This window comes from Streptomyces sp. NPDC001889, from assembly GCF_053594535.1.
Window position 1 is genome coordinate 97813 of the sequence record NZ_JBSFER010000002.1, and the last position, 13902, is coordinate 111714.

The 13902-nt window shown below is 71.6% G+C and carries 14 protein-coding genes; 9 read left to right on the plus strand and 5 right to left on the minus strand.

The features are described 5' to 3' along the window. The first annotated feature begins 60 nt into the window (after positions 1-60). The 7 genes from ACWCRA_RS02330 (at position 61) to ACWCRA_RS02360 (ending at position 5568) form a co-directional block, all read left to right on the plus strand. Positions 61-1404 carry an aromatic ring-hydroxylating oxygenase subunit alpha gene (locus tag ACWCRA_RS02330; protein WP_451066663.1) on the plus strand — a complete coding sequence of 448 codons (1344 nt, stop codon included), beginning with the start codon at positions 61-63 and terminating at the stop codon, positions 1402-1404. Next, the gene (locus tag ACWCRA_RS02335) at positions 1401-1949 is read left to right on the plus strand and encodes an aromatic-ring-hydroxylating dioxygenase subunit beta (RefSeq protein ID WP_451066664.1); all 549 of its coding nucleotides are present in this window, start codon (positions 1401-1403) and stop codon (positions 1947-1949) included. Before ACWCRA_RS02330 ends, ACWCRA_RS02335 begins: the two co-directional genes overlap by 4 nt. Beyond that, the gene (locus ACWCRA_RS02340; protein ID WP_451066665.1) at positions 1950-2249 is read left to right on the plus strand and encodes a hypothetical protein; all 300 of its coding nucleotides are present in this window, start codon (positions 1950-1952) and stop codon (positions 2247-2249) included. A 41-nt stretch (positions 2250-2290) separates the two neighbouring features. Continuing rightward, positions 2291-3274 (plus strand): ornithine cyclodeaminase family protein, encoded by a 984-nt coding sequence (locus ACWCRA_RS02345; RefSeq protein ID WP_451066666.1) that lies wholly within the window; start codon positions 2291-2293, stop codon positions 3272-3274. Next, a complete protein-coding gene (locus tag ACWCRA_RS02350) occupies positions 3271-4062 on the plus strand; it encodes an SDR family NAD(P)-dependent oxidoreductase (protein ID WP_351548238.1) in 792 nt (263 codons plus the stop codon). Before ACWCRA_RS02345 ends, ACWCRA_RS02350 begins: the two co-directional genes overlap by 4 nt. Before the next feature lie 61 nt (positions 4063-4123). After that, positions 4124-4342, plus strand: a complete 219-nt coding sequence (locus ACWCRA_RS02355; RefSeq protein ID WP_351548241.1) for a ferredoxin — start codon at positions 4124-4126, stop codon at positions 4340-4342. Continuing rightward, a complete protein-coding gene (locus tag ACWCRA_RS02360; RefSeq protein ID WP_451066667.1) occupies positions 4342-5568 on the plus strand; it encodes an NAD(P)/FAD-dependent oxidoreductase in 1227 nt (408 codons plus the stop codon). The genes ACWCRA_RS02355 and ACWCRA_RS02360 overlap by 1 nt, the downstream gene beginning before the upstream one ends. 218 nt (positions 5569-5786) lie before the next feature. Here the strand turns inward: ACWCRA_RS02360 and ACWCRA_RS02365 are convergent, their stop codons facing one another. The 3 genes from ACWCRA_RS02365 to ACWCRA_RS02375 form a co-directional block, all read right to left on the minus strand. Continuing rightward, positions 5787-6590: an IclR family transcriptional regulator gene (locus tag ACWCRA_RS02365; RefSeq protein ID WP_451066668.1), complete on the minus strand. Its 804-nt coding sequence runs from the start codon at positions 6588-6590 to the stop codon at positions 5787-5789. A 121-nt stretch (positions 6591-6711) separates the two neighbouring features. Then, positions 6712-7830 carry a fatty acid desaturase family protein gene (locus ACWCRA_RS02370; protein WP_351548250.1) on the minus strand — a complete coding sequence of 373 codons (1119 nt, stop codon included), beginning with the start codon at positions 7828-7830 and terminating at the stop codon, positions 6712-6714. 7 nt (positions 7831-7837) lie between these two features. Next, positions 7838-8893: a ferredoxin reductase gene (locus ACWCRA_RS02375; protein WP_451066669.1), complete on the minus strand. Its 1056-nt coding sequence runs from the start codon at positions 8891-8893 to the stop codon at positions 7838-7840. Between the two features lie 87 nt (positions 8894-8980). Between ACWCRA_RS02375 and ACWCRA_RS02380 the strand changes: the two genes are divergently transcribed. Next, a complete protein-coding gene (locus ACWCRA_RS02380; protein ID WP_451066670.1) occupies positions 8981-10120 on the plus strand; it encodes a PucR family transcriptional regulator in 1140 nt (379 codons plus the stop codon). Between the two features lie 67 nt (positions 10121-10187). On the opposite strand, the gene ACWCRA_RS02385 is transcribed toward ACWCRA_RS02380, so the two are convergent. Then, positions 10188-11654 (minus strand): sensor histidine kinase, encoded by a 1467-nt coding sequence (locus tag ACWCRA_RS02385; protein WP_451066766.1) that lies wholly within the window; start codon positions 11652-11654, stop codon positions 10188-10190. Between the two features lie 44 nt (positions 11655-11698). After that, positions 11699-12388, minus strand: coding sequence for a response regulator transcription factor (locus ACWCRA_RS02390; RefSeq protein ID WP_351548259.1), 690 nt, complete (start codon positions 12386-12388; stop codon positions 11699-11701). A gap of 152 nt (positions 12389-12540) precedes the next feature. Here ACWCRA_RS02390 and ACWCRA_RS02395 point away from each other — a divergent pair, with 152 nt between their 5' ends. Then, positions 12541-13878, plus strand: coding sequence for a ferredoxin reductase family protein (locus ACWCRA_RS02395; RefSeq protein WP_451066671.1), 1338 nt, complete (start codon positions 12541-12543; stop codon positions 13876-13878). Positions 13879-13902 lie beyond the last annotated feature (24 nt).

Here is a 13902-nt window from a genome sequence, read left to right on the forward strand (position 1 = left end):
GGATGATGTATCCACTATGTGGATAAGACCTGTGCCGCGCTGGACGACAGGAGTCTGCAGATGATCAGGGCGACAACGACCGACACCCGTGTGAGCCGGCAGTCGTACTGGGGTGACGACGAGTTCCGGCTGGAGATGGAGCGCATCTTCCGCCGGTGCTGGCTCTTCGTGGCGCACGAGAGCGAGATCGCCGAACCCGGTGACTACGTCACGCGGAACCTGGGTGGCGAGGACGTCATCGTGACCCGCGACGAACAGGGGGAGATCCGGGCGTTCCTCAACTCGTGCACTCACCGGGGAACCCAGCTGTGCCGTGCCGACCTCGGCAATTCCTCGCACTTCCGGTGCAGCTACCACGGCTGGACCTTCTCCAACTCCGGTGACCTCAAAGGGGTTCCGGAACGCAAGCAGGTCTTCGAGCCGTCCTTCGACAAGTCGGCGTTCGGCCTGGTCCGCGTCCCTCATGTGGAGAGCTTCCACGGGCTCGTGTTCGCGAGCTGGAACCCCGGCGCGCCGCCCCTCGCCGAGGAACTCGGGCCGGCCGCGTGGTACCTCAGGGGAGTCCTCGACAAGGCCGGCGACCTGGTGGCGCTCGGCCCGCCGGCCCGCGCCCGGGTCCGGACCAACTGGAAGCTCGGTTCGGAGAACTTCGCCGGAGACGGATACCACCTCGCGACCACCCATCAGAGCCCGATCGAACTGGGCACCTACCTCAACACCGAGGCCTTCCCTCAGCTGGACGGTGTCTCGATGGCCGATATGCGGGGCCGGTGCGTCGTCGCCGGAAACGGCCACGCGTTCCGTGTCCAGCACTACGACCTGCCCGGGACCGAGCCGATGTTCTTCGGCTATCCGCCCGACAGGTGGCAGGAGATGGCGGAGGGGCTGGAGCCCGGCCAGATCGACCTGATGTCACGCCAGTCCGTCTTCCACGGCAACATCTTCCCGAACCTGTCGCTCATCGACGCCGCTTCCCTCAGCTCCGGGGACGACACGCCGGCCGTGTCGTACGTCCAGTTCCGCGTGTGGCAGCCGATCGACAGCATGCACAGCGAGCTGATGCTCTGGGCGCTCGTGCCGCGGTGGTACGACGACGAGCAGCGCGCGCACTCGCTCCGGGCCAACCTGCGGATGGTCGGCCTGGCCGGCATCTTCGACACCGACGATCTGCAGAACTGGACGAGTGTCGCGGACATGAGCCGCGGCTCGGTCGCACGCGCGACGGACTTCGTCTACGAGGGCGGCCTCTCCGCGCCGAAGGACACGGAGAAGACCTGGCCCGGGGACGTCTACGACATCGATCACTCCGAGACGAACCAGCGGGAGCTGTACCGCCGCTGGGCAGAGCTGATGAACGACGAGACGTTCGTCTCCACCGGAGCGGGCCGGAGGGCGGCCCGATGAGCGCACGCACCACCCGGCCCGCCCGGTTCCGGGCCGTGGACGCCGAGACGTCGGGCTCGCTGCGCCACTTCTACGACATCGAAGCGCGACTGCTGGACGCCTACGACTACCCGAACTGGCTTCCCCTCCTGGAGGACGAGTTCGTCTACCGCGTCCCGGTCACCGTCACCCGCGATGACCCGTCGCTGGCGCCGGTCTTCCCCGGCGCGTATCTGGTGGACGAGTCACGGGACTCGCTGGCCTCGCTGTGGGCGCGCCGCTTCGAACCGGACCACATCGACTTCGCCTGGGGCGAGGTGCCGCTGCACCGAATCCGCCGCTTCGTCACCAATGTTGTCGCGGAGCCCGGGGAGCGGGAGGGCGAGTACATGATCGACAGCAATGTGCTGGTGAGCGTCGTCCACCAGTCGCACCCCGCCGTCATCGCCCCGGCGGGACGACATGACCTCGTACGGCGCCGCCCGGACGGCTGGGGCCTGGTGAGCCGCACCACCGTCTTCGACGAGAGCGTCATCCGGCTGCCGCATCTGCGGATGGTGATCTGAGTGCCGGGCGGCGACCTGCCCCACGCGGCCGCTCCCCCCGACGACGACAGCGTCGTCGAGGCCGAGTTCACCGTGATCAACGAATTCACGGCCGTGCGGATCAGCAAGATCAGGACCCCGAACGGCCACCGGGCCGAGATCCGGTCGCTGCGTCTGGGCCATCGCATACGCCTCGATCCCCTCGGCCTCGAAAGCATCAGCTGGCAGTCGCCGGACGTGTTCTCCCACTTCCTCGACCAGCCCTTCGGGCCCGAGCCGGACCAGCCCTTCGGGCCCGAGCCGGACCCGTCCCCCCTCTGACCCGACAAGCGGCACGGCCGCGATCGAGAAAGGTGTCGAACATGCTTCTTCTGACGGACGACCAGGTCCGCGCCTCCCTCCGGATGGACCAGCTCGTCGAAGCGTTGCGCGACGGATACCGGGTCGAGGCCCGAGGCGGGGTCCAGCTCCCCGACCGCGTCAACCTGGACGCGCCCCCCGGATTCTTCCGCCTCATGCCCGGGATCGTCGGCGGCGCCGGCGTGATGGGCTTCAAAGTGTTCAACCAGGTCGCCGCCGGCGGCGTCCAGTACCTCATCGGTCTCTACGACGAGACGTCGGGCGAACTGCTCGCCCAGTTGGACGGCGCCTACCTCACCGCCGCCCGGACGGGCGCCGCGACCGGGGTGGCGGCGGGTCTGCTCGGCCCCGCCGGCCCGGTCGAGGTCGGGCTGATCGGCTCCGGACTGGAGGCCGAGACCAACCTCGAAGGCGTCTGCGCGGCCATCGAGGTGGACAGGGTCTCGGTGTTCAGCCCCCACACCGAGCGGCGCGAGCGGTTCGCCGCGCGCATGGCCGAACGGCTCGGCATCGCCGTCGCCCCGGTGGACGCGGCCGAGCGGGCCGCCTCGGCCCCGGTGGTGGTCGTGGCGACGAACACCGGAATGGGCACCGGACGGGTGGCCCTGCGCGGGGACTGGCTCGCACCCGGTGCGACGGTCCTGTCGATCGGCTCCACGATGCCCGCCCTGCGCGAGCTCGACGTCGAGGTGATCGCCCGCTCCGCCCTCGTCGTCAGCGACGCCCCCGAACAGGCCCGTGGCGAGTCCGGTGACCTGATCGCCGCGGACGGCGCCGGGGTGCTCGACGGCAAGATGCGATCGCTCGCGGAACTCGCCGTCGGGGGAGCGGGCCGTGAGAACCCCGCGGACATCGTGGTCTACAAGTCCGTGGGGACGGCGCTGCAGGATCTCGTCGCGGCCCGCGCGGTGTACGGGGCCGCCCGCGCCACCGGCACCGGGACCGAGTTCGGCCTCCTGTGCGTCAAGAAGCCGGCCGGGTCATGAGCGCGCCCGTCACCCGTGGGCGCACGGCGCTGGTCACCGGAGCCGCCAGCGGGATCGGAGCCGCCACCGCCCGCGCGCTCGGCCGCGCCGGGTTCGCCGTGGCGGCCGTGGACCTGTCCGGGGCCGGGGCGCGGGAGACCGCGGACGAGATCCGGTCCTGCGGCACGGCAGCCGCGGCCCGCGCGGTGGACGTCACGGACGGCACCGCCGTCGCGGACGCGGTCCGCGCCGCAGAGGACGAACTGGGTCCCTTGGAGGTGGTGGTGCACGCCGCCGGCATCTTCGACCAGAACCTGCCGTTCGCGGAACTCACCGACGCCGTCTGGGAGTCGGTGATCCGGGTGAACGTCCAGGGGACCGTCAATGTCCTGCGCGCCGCGCTTCCCGCCCTGGTCGGGCGGGGGCGGGGGAGCGTCATCACGGTGGCGTCGTCCGCCGGGCTCGTCCCCCGGGGCGGCGGCGCCGCGTACATCGCGTCCAAACACGCCGTGGTGGGCCTCACCCGGAAGGTGGCCGCCGAGGTCGCGGCCCACGGGGTGCGCGTCAACGCGGTCGCACCCGGCTGGATACCGACCCGGCTCTTCGAGACCAGCGCGGCCGCACTGCGTGCCGGCGCCCGGTCGGGGGACATCCCGGACGAGCCGCCGCCCGTCGGCGGCGGAGTCCCCATGCGGCGGCCCGGCACGGTGGACGAGGTCGCCGACGGGATCGTCTTCCTCGCCGACGACCGGTCCCGCTACATCACCGGGACCGTCCTGCCGATCGACGGCGGCTATCTCCTCGGCTGACGAGGCCGGCTCCCCTCACATCGTCCCCGATGTCCCGGCGCGTCCGAAGGAGTGCCGGTGTATGCGAAAGATCAGAGGTACTGCCATGAAAGTGATCGCCCGTCTCGACAAATGCCGCGGCTACGGCAGCTGCGTGCTGGAGGCCCCCGCGGTCTTCGACCTGGACGAGGACGAGAACCGGGTCGTCGTGCTCGACGACGAGCCCGGTGACGAGCTGCGTGCCAGGACCGAGCGTGCCGTGCGGTCCTGCCCCGCCCGCGCCCTTCAGGTGACCGGCTGATGGCCCGGCCCGAGAACGTGACGATCGTCGGTGGCTCCCTCGGAGGCATGTCCCTCGCACAGGAGCTGCGCCGGCTCGGCTACGACGGCGGGGTGACGGTGATCGGGGCCGAGAGGACTCGTGCCCACTACGACCGCACCCAGCTCTCCAAGGACCTGCTCACCGGTCTCACCGAACCCGACGCGCTGTATCTGATGACCGAGGACGAGGTGGCCGGCCTCGCGCTCGACCTGCGCACCGGGTGCCGGGCCACCGGGCTGAGCGTCGCCACCGGAAGGAAGAGCGTGACCGTCGACGACGGATCGCCGGCCGAGGCGGACGTCGTCGTGATCGCCACGGGCTCCGCCGCCCGCCGCCCGCCGTTTCCGGCCGATCTGGCCGGTGTCCACGTTCTGCGCACGCTGAACGACGCCCTCGCGGTCCGCACCGACCTGGCGACCGCGGCGGACGTCGTCGTCCTGGGGGCCGGCTTCATCGGCTGCGAGGTCGCGGCGAGCGCCCGCTCCCTCGGCCGCCGGGTGACCGTCGTCGATCTCCAGCCGGCCCCGATGTGCACGGTTCTGGGCCCCGTCGTCGGAGACCACTTCGCCCGACTGCACCGGGCCCGGGGCACCGTGCTGGAACTCGGCACGGGAGTGGCGGGTCTGGTCGGCGACGATCACGTCACCGGCGTACGGCTGACCGACGGCCGCGTCCTCGACGCGGATCTGGTGGTCATCGGATTCGGCGGAGTCCCCGAGACCGAGTGGCTGCGGGGGTCGGGCGTGGACGTGGACAACGGGGTGGTCTGCGACGACGCGGGGCGCACGTCCGTCGCCGGGGTGCTCGCCCTCGGGGACGCGGCCAGGTGGCACTCCCCCCGGCACGGCCGCCCCCTGCGGTCGGAGCACTGGAACCACGTCAGCCCGCAGGCGACCGTCGTGGCCGAGAACATCGTCGCCGGTGCTGTCGCCGCCGGCGGTGAGGCGGTGTCACGACTCGACGCGCTGCCCTCCTTCTGGACGGACCAGTTCGGTACGCGCACCCAGCTGGTGGGGGCCCCGGGCCCCGGGGACGACGTCGACATCCTCGCCGGCGCACCCGGGGAGTCCGGTCTGGTCGCCCTCTACACCCGGGACGGGCGGGCCACGGCCGCCCTGGCCGTCGACGCGCCCCGCGCCCTCATCCGCCACCGGGCACTCGTGGCCGACGGCGCTCCCTGGCCCCGCGCGAACGGCGCCCTCTGACCCGGGTGCCCGCTCACCGGCCGGCGGCCATGGACGGACCCGGCCGTCCGCCGGCCGGAGTGCCGCTCCACCGCGAAGGGCACAGCCCGTGGGTGGCCCCCACCGGAAGCCATTCCCTCAAGGGCCACCCACGGGGGCACACCCGCCGCCGGGGCGGTGCGCTGTCGGCGTCCCCTCGGTGAGGACGCCGAACCACGTGCCCCGGCGCCCCCGCCCGGTCAACGAGGCGCCACTCTTCCCCGCCACCCCAGCAGCTGCGACAGCGACACGGCCAGACCGAGCGTCACTTCCCGCACCCCGGCGGGATCGTGACCGTCCCCGCGCCCCTTCACCACGGACGCGGACGCCACCACCACGCCTTCGGCATTGCGTACGGGAGCGGCGGTCGCGGTCGTCGCCGCCGTGATGTCGTGGTCCGTGGTCACCGAACCCGCGTTCCTCGCGTCCTCCAGGAGGGAGCGCAGCGCGGCGGGGTCGCCGATGCCGGTCTCATCATCCTCCACCGACGCGAAATGGCTGATGTAGGCATCGCTGAATTCGGCCGGGGCGAAAGCCAGGAGAACCAGCCCCCGGGCACCGATGTGCAGCGGGTACGGCCGATAGGTATTCCCGTACGAGAGACTGGCGACCGGATCGCGCGGTTCGACACTCGCGATCGCGATGGACGCGTACGCCTCGCGCTCGGCGATCTGAACAAATCCGCCCACACGGTCAGCGGCATTCCGCATGAGCGGTTCGCCCGTGTGGAAAAGGGGGTGTTCGCTCAGATACGAGGAGCCGATCGCGAAGAGCCGGCGACCGACGTAGTGCAGTCCGGTCGCCTCGTCCCGGTGCACGAATCCGTGTTCGCGGAGGTAGGCGAGCGTGCGGTGGGCCGTCGCCCATTTCGAGGATGTGCGTTCCGCGAGTTCTGTCGCACGCATCGGTTTTTCGGCGAGATGTTCAAGCATCCGCATAGCCCTGTGCATGCTCTGCATCGAGCTGGATGTGGACGCACGAGCCGAATCGCCACTTTCGAACATCGCCAGAATCTACCACGCTCCAGATCGCCCCTGATCAGCCCATGCGCCGTCCTCATCCGCGGGGTTCGCCGCCCCGATCACGCCCGCGCGTACCGCCGAATGACCCTCACCAGCGCCGGGATCAGGTCGCGATCAGCTCCCGCTCGCGGCCCGGCGTCCCGGCCTTCGGCTTCTTGTTCGGCAGCGAGAGCCGGAAGACCTTGTGCCAGGCGGAGAACACCTGCTTGGGCAGCGGCCCGGTGACGTACTCCAGCTCGTACTTGTCGAACAGCGCGCGCACCTTCACCGCGACCTCGGCGTACCGGTTGCTCGGCAGGTCCGGGAACAGATGGTGCTCGATCTGGTGCGACAGATTGCCGGTCATGAAGTGCATGGCCCTGCTGCCGCTGATGTTCGCCGAGCCCATCATCTGGCGCAGGTACCACTGGCCGCGCGTCTCGCCCTTGATCGACCGGCGCTCGAAGACCTGCACGCCTTCGGGGAAGTGCCCGCACATGATGACCGAGTGCGTCCAGAGGTTGCGGATCAGGTTCGCGGTGAACGTGGCGGCGAGCGTGGTGAGGAACGACGGGCCCGACAGCAGCGGGTGGATCACATAGTCCTTCAGCACCTGCTTGCGGATCTTGCGGCCCACAGCCCTGGCCCGCGCGCGGAACTCCGGGTTCTTGCGGCGGCGCTTGTGCAGGTTCTTGCCGAGTTCCAGGTCGTACGCCGCGATGCCGTACTCGAAGAAGCAGGCGTTGATGAAGTTCCACAGCGGCTGGCCGAGGTGGAACGGGTGCCACCTCTGGTCCTCGTCGACGCGCATGATGCCGTAGCCGAGGTCGTTGTCCTTGCCGATCACATTGGTGTACGTGTGGTGCAGCTCGTTGTGCGAGTGCTTCCACTGCTCGGCCGGCGAGACGTGATCCCACTCCCAGGTGGTGGAGTGGATCTTCGGGTCCCGCATCCAGTCCCACTGGCCGTGGAGGATGTTGTGGCCGATCTCCATATTGTCCATGATCTTCGCCACGGACAGACCGGCGGTGCCGATCAGCCACGCGGGCGGGAAGAATGAGAACAGCAGTACGCCCCGGCTGACCAGTTCGAGCCTGCGCTGCACCGAGATGACCTTGCGGATGTACGCCGCGTCCTTCTCGCCGCGGTCGGCGATCACCTCGTCGCGGATCGCGTCCAGCTCGCGGCCGAGCTCCTCGATCTGCTCCGCGGTCAGGTGGGCGGTGGGGTCGATGGCGGTCACGGTGCTCCTACCGTTCGATGTCGCAGGGGCCCGCCGCGGCGGACACACAGGTCTGGATGAGGACGCCCGGCTCGGCCTCGGTGATCTCGCCGGTGCGCAGGTCGCGGACGGCGCCCGCCTTCAGCGGTGTGACACAGCCGAAGCAGATGCCCATGCGGCAGCCGGAGGGCATGAGGACGCCCGCCTCCTCGCCGACGTCGAGCAAGGGCGTGGCGCCGTCCGCGTCGACGGTCCTTCCGGTGGTGCTGAACGTGACCTCGCCACCGTCGCCGACGACGGCGACCCCGGGGCGGAAGCGCTCGGTGTGCAGGCGCTCCGGTACCCCGTGCTCCGCCCAGTGCTCCTCAGCGGCGTCGAGCAGGCCCGCGGGCCCGCACGCCCAGGTCTCGCGCTCGGCCCAGTCGGGCACGAGCGCGTCGAGACGGGCGACATCGAGCGTGCCGTCGGTGTCGGTGTGCACCTCGGTGAGACGCAGCTTCCCGTCCGCGACCAGCTCGTGCAGCTCCTGGCGGAAGATCACGTCCTGCGGCCGGGGCGCGCAGTGGACCATGACGGCGTCGTCGAACGCGGTGTCGCGCAGCATGCCCATGACCGGCGTGATGCCGCTGCCGGCCGTCAGATAGAGCACCTTGGCGGGCTTGGCCTCCGGCAGCACGAAGTCACCGGTCGCCTGGTCGAGCTGGATCAGTGTGCCGGGTTGTGCCCTGCGGACCAGGTGGTTGCTGACCTTGCCGTCCGGGATCGCCTTCACGGTGATCGCGACGCGGCCGTCCTGGCGGCCGGTCGGCGAGGTGATGGAGTAGGCGCGCCACAGGCGCACCCCGTCGACATCGACCCCGATCCGCACATACTGACCGGCGGTGTGGCCGCGCCAGCCCCGGCCCGGCCTGATCACGATGGTCGCGGCGTCACCCGTCTCGGGGTGCACCGCCTCGATGCGTCCACGCAGGTCAGCGCCCGCGCGCAGCGGACTGACCAGGTCGAGGTAGTCCGACGGCAACAGCGGCGTCGTGACCATCTCCAGCAGTTTCCACGCCCTGCTGCGGAGGGCTGCACTCGTCATGACTCCAGCTTGATGCGCCTCAGGGCGTAAAGTCTTACCCGTAGGACGTGAATCTGGTCGGCTGAATTATGCGCAGGGAACAAAAAGATGGGGCATGCGATCCGGAGGGCCACCGAACTGGCCCTGGATGTGACGACGGTCACCGCGCTTCGGGCCGCGCTGAAGAGCACCGCCGACGAGGTCGTCCAGGCGATCATCGACGAGGTCCCTCCCTACGCCAACGCTCTCTCGGGCCGCATGGGCGGCACCATCCGCCGATCCGTCCGCACCGCCCTGGGGCACTATCTGGACCTCGCGAGCGGGAACGCCACGGGCGGCGACGCCGGTGACGCGGCCTACGAGCTGGGCCGCGGCGAGGTGCGCGACGGCCGTTCGATGGACGCCCTGCTCAGCGCCTACCGCGTCGGCGCCCGCGTCGCCTGGCGGTGCCTGGCGGCGGGCGCCGTACCCGCGGGTCTGCCCGCCGCCGACGTCGCCAAGTTCGCCGAGCTGACCTTCGCCTACATCGACGAGCTGTCCGCCGCGAGCGCCGCGGGCCACGCCGACGAACTGGCCGCCCGGGGCCGGGCCCACGAGCTCCACCTGGAACACCTGGCCCACGACCTCATCACCGGCGCGAGCCCGGACGTACTGCTGGCCTCCGCGCAACGGGCCGGGTGGCAGCCGCCGGTCTCCCTGACCGCGGTCCTGCTGCCCGCCGCCCAGGCCCGGCCCTCCTACCGCGCGCTCGACCCGGGCACCCTGGTCCTCGACGATCTGCCGGACGCCACCGGTGTGCTGCTCGTCCCCGACACCGACCGGTCACGCCTCCTGGCCCAGCTGGCCGAACGCACCGCCGTGGTCGGCCCGGCCCGGCCCTGGACACGCGTGTCCGCCTCGTACGCACGAGCCGTACGCGCGCGCTCCCTCTCCTCGGATGTCCGCGACACCGAGGACCACCTGCCCGAGCTGGTGCTGAGCGCCGACGCGGACGCGCTCGCGGACCTGCGTGCCCGCGCTCTCGCACCGCTGCGGACGCTGCCTGTCGCCACGGCACGGCGGCTGGAGGAGACGTTGCGGGCGTGGCTGCTGCACCAGGGCCGACGGGACGAGGTGGCGGCGGCGCTGTTCGTCCACCCCCAGACCGTCCGGTACCGGATGGCGCAGCTGCGGGAGCTGTTCCCGGATCTCGCGTCGCCGCACCGGGTCCTCGAACTGACGCTGACGGTCGGCCTCCGGGCCGGCTGACCGCTGCGCGGACCGTTCCGCGCCGCCCAGGGGCCCCGCCGCCCCTGTCCCGCGCCGGACCGACGCGTCACGCGGGCCTGCCGGTGCCCGGTTCCCCCACCGCGCCCGGGCCGACGGCCGGGGACCCCGTGGGCCGTGTGCCCTGTCGCAGGGGCAGCCGGACCGTGAACACCGTCCCGCCCGGGCCGCTCGTCAGTTCGATGGTGCCGCCGTGGGCGCGGATCAGGGAGTCCGCGACCGACAGGCCCAGGCCGCTGCCACCGCGATCGCGGGTGCGGGCCCTGTCCACGCGGTAGAAGCGGTCGAAGACACGTGCGCGGTCGGCGGGCGGGATGCCGGGGCCGTTGTCGGCCACCGCCATCAGGGCCTCGCCGCCCGTCACCGCGACGGAGACCGACACCCCGGTGCCCGGCGGGGTGTGCACGGCCGCGTTGGCCAGCAGGTTGTCCAGTACCTGGCGCAGACGCCGCGGGTCCGCCGCCGGACACACCGCGGTCGGTCCGGTCGTCATCCGCAGCGGATGGCCGGGGTGGCTCGCCCGGAACGCGTCCGCCGCCTGGTGCGCCAGCTCCACCAGGTCCGTCTCCGCCAGCCGCAGCGGGGTCTCCGCCTCGGAGGCGTCCAGCCGGGCGAGGAGCAGCAGATCGTCCAGGAGGAAGCCCATCCGGGCCGCCTCCGCGCGCAGCCGGGACAGATGCCTGTCGCGCTCCTCCGGCGCGTTCGCCGCCGCGTACTGGAACAGGTCCGCGTAGCCGCGCACCGACATCAGCGGGGTGCGCAGCTCGTGCGAGGCGTCCGCGACGAACCGGCGCAGCCGCTGCTCGGCCTCCGCGCGCACCGCCAGGGAGGCGTCGATGTGCTCCAGCATGGTGTTGAACGCGGTGCGCAGTTCCTCCATCTCCGGTCCGCCGCCCCGGGGGCCGGCGCGCAGGGGCAGCCGGGCCGCCGGATCGGTCAGATCGTGCGAGGTGATGCTGTGCGCGGTGTGCGCCATGTCGCTCAGCGGCCCCAGCCCGCGCCGCAGCGTTCGCCGGCCGAACACCACCAGCGCCAGCAGTGCCAGCGCGAAGGCGATCACCTGGACCGTGATCAGCCGGGTGACGGTGCTCTCGATGTCGTTCGTCGGCGCCGCCGTCACCAGCACCACCCCGGGCCTCACCTCGCAGGCCCGCAGCCGGTAGGTGCCCCTTCCGCCCAGAGGCCGGGTGTCGAAGAGGTCGTTGGCGCGCGAGCGGGCCAGCCGCTCGGCGAGCGAGGCGAACACCGTGCTGTCCTCGGGCAGCGCGGCCGGCCGCCGCAGCCGCGGCTCACCGCCGGAGATGTCGTACACCGCCTGGTACCAGCCCAGGTACGTCTCCCGCCGGACCGCGCCGTGCTCGATGGCGTCCTTCGCCTGGACCACCTGGGCCGACTTCATCCGATCGCTGAGCTGCCGCTCCAGATAGTCGCGCATGTACGCGGTCAGCGCGGTGCCGACGACCGCGAACACGATCAGCGACAGCGCTCCGAGCCCGAGCGCCAGCCGGGTGCCCATGCGCAGCCTGCCGCGGGTGTGCCGCAAACCGCCCGGCGCCCGCCTCACTCGGCGGCCTGCCGGATGACGTACCCGAAGCCGCGGACCGTGCGGATCAGCGGCTCACCGGTCTCGTCCAGCTTGCGGCGGAGCCTGCTCACCACCAGTTCCACGACGTTCGACCGCCCTCCGAAGCCGTACTCCCACACATGGTCCAGGATCTGGGCCTTGGTCAGCACGGCCGGGGAACGGCGCATCAGATAGCGCAGCACCTCGTACTCGGTGGGGGTGAGGGTGAGGAACACGCCCGCGCGGCGCACTTCGCGGGTGTCCTCGTCCATGGAGAGGTCGCCCACCCGGAGCACCGAGCGCTGGAAACCGGGCCCCGCGCTGCGCCGCAGCACGGTCCGCAGCCGGGCCATCAGCTCCTCCACCGCGAACGGCTTGACCAGATAGTCGTCCCCGCCCCGGGTCAGCCCCGCCACCCGGTCCGCGACGCCGTCCCGGGCGGTGAGGAAGACCACCGGCACCATCGTTCCGGAACGCCGCAGCCGGTCCAGCACCCCGAAGCCGTCCACATCCGGCAGCATCACGTCCAGCACCACGATGTCCGGAGGGAACTCGGCCGCGAGCCGCAGCGCCTCATCGCCGGTGTTCGCCGTCATCGCGTCCCAGCCCTCGTAGCGGGCGACGGTCGCGACGAGGTCGGCGATGGGTGGGTCGTCGTCCACGACCAGCACTCGAACTCTGTCCACCCGTCCATACTGCGGCACGGCGCCGCTCGCGCCGGACCCCGCCGGAGAACCGGCCCGGATCGACAGGCACTTGGAAGCCGGATGACAGGGTTTCGACAGCAGCGGGCCGCCAAGCTCGGACGCACCGATCCCCCACCAAGGAGCGTCCGCCCGTGACGACTGTCGCATCACGCCCCGGCCCCGTCCGGGTCCTACGGCCGAAAGTGGTGGCCCGCACCGGTCTGTACACCGGTCTCCTCGTGAACGCGGCCATCGTCGCGTACTTCTTCGTCCAGGCCGGATTCGCCTCCAACACCCTGATCGTGCTGGGCCGGGCGACCGGTCTGTACGCCGCGCTGCTGATGGCCTTCCAGCTGCTTCTGGTGGCCCGGCTGCCCTGGCTCGACCGCCGGATCGGCATGGACCGGCTCGCCAACTGGCACCGCTGGAACGGCTTCCTCCTGCTGTGGCTGCTGCTCGGCCACGCGGTCTTCATCGTGTTCGGATACGCCCGGCCCACGGGCGCGAACCCGGTCGATCAGATCGCCGGTCTCGCCGGGACCGTCGAGGGTGTGCTGCGTGCCGTGGTCGCGCTGGCGCTGATCCTCGTGGTCGGCGCGGTCTCCGCCCGCTTCGCCCGGCGCCGGCTGGCGTACGAGACCTGGCACTTCATCCACCTCTACACCTATGTCGCCGTGGTGCTGGCCTTCACCCACCAGGTCGCGGCCGGTACCACCTTCGCCTCCTCCCGCCTCGCCACGGCCTACTGGTACGCGCTGTGGGGCAGCGCGCTCGGCGCGGTGGCCGTCGGCCGCGTGCTGTTGCCGCTGTGGCGCAACTGGCGGCACCGACTGGTCGTCACCGACGTGGTGCCGGAGTCCGACAACGTCGTCTCCATCCATCTCACCGGCCGTGACCTGGACCGGCTGCCGGCCCGCGCCGGGCAGTTCTTCCTGTGGCGGTTCCTCACCCGCGACCGCTGGTGGCAGGCCAACCCGTTCTCCCTGTCGGCCGCGCCCGACGGCCGCACGCTCCGGCTGACCGCCAAGGCCGTCGGTGCCGGGAGTGCCGCCCTGCGCCATGTCGCCCCGGGCACCCGGGTCTTCGCCGAGGGCCCCTACGGCGCCTTCACCACCCTGCACCGCACCCGCCCGGACGCCCTGCTGATCGCGGGCGGTGTCGGAGTCACCCCGATCCGCGCGCTGCTGGAGGAGCTGCACGGCCACGCCGTCGTCCTCTACCGCGTCGGCAGCGACAAGGACGCCGTCCTCCACCAGGAGATGCGCGAACTGGCCCTCGCCCGGGGCGCCGAACTGCGGCTGGTCGTCGGCCCGATCGAGCCGGACCCCCTCGCCCCGGGGGCCCTGTCCTGTCTGGTGCCGGACATCGCCGACCGGGACGTGTACGTCTGCGGCCCGCCCGGCATGACCACCGCGGTCCTCCGCAGCCTGGGCGAACTGGGCGTACCCAAACCCCAGATCCATTGCGAGCGGTTCAGCCTGGCCGGCTGACGCGGTGACGGACCGGCCCCGGCC

Coding starts and splice junctions, on each gene's coding strand:
- ACWCRA_RS02330 (WP_451066663.1), top strand. CDS start 61: ATGATCAGGGCGACAACGACCGACACCCGTGTGAGCCGGCAGTCGTAC.
- ACWCRA_RS02335 (WP_451066664.1), top strand. CDS start 1,401: ATGAGCGCACGCACCACCCGGCCCGCCCGGTTCCGGGCCGTGGACGCC.
- ACWCRA_RS02345 (WP_451066666.1), top strand. CDS start 2,291: ATGCTTCTTCTGACGGACGACCAGGTCCGCGCCTCCCTCCGGATGGAC.
- ACWCRA_RS02350 (WP_351548238.1), top strand. CDS start 3,271: ATGAGCGCGCCCGTCACCCGTGGGCGCACGGCGCTGGTCACCGGAGCC.
- ACWCRA_RS02355 (WP_351548241.1), top strand. CDS start 4,124: ATGCGAAAGATCAGAGGTACTGCCATGAAAGTGATCGCCCGTCTCGAC.
- ACWCRA_RS02360 (WP_451066667.1), top strand. CDS start 4,342: ATGGCCCGGCCCGAGAACGTGACGATCGTCGGTGGCTCCCTCGGAGGC.
- ACWCRA_RS02365 (WP_451066668.1), bottom strand. CDS start 6,590: ATGTTCGAAAGTGGCGATTCGGCTCGTGCGTCCACATCCAGCTCGATG.
- ACWCRA_RS02375 (WP_451066669.1), bottom strand. CDS start 8,893: ATGACGAGTGCAGCCCTCCGCAGCAGGGCGTGGAAACTGCTGGAGATG.
- ACWCRA_RS02380 (WP_451066670.1), top strand. CDS start 8,981: ATGGGGCATGCGATCCGGAGGGCCACCGAACTGGCCCTGGATGTGACG.
- ACWCRA_RS02385 (WP_451066766.1), bottom strand. CDS start 11,654: ATGGGCACCCGGCTGGCGCTCGGGCTCGGAGCGCTGTCGCTGATCGTG.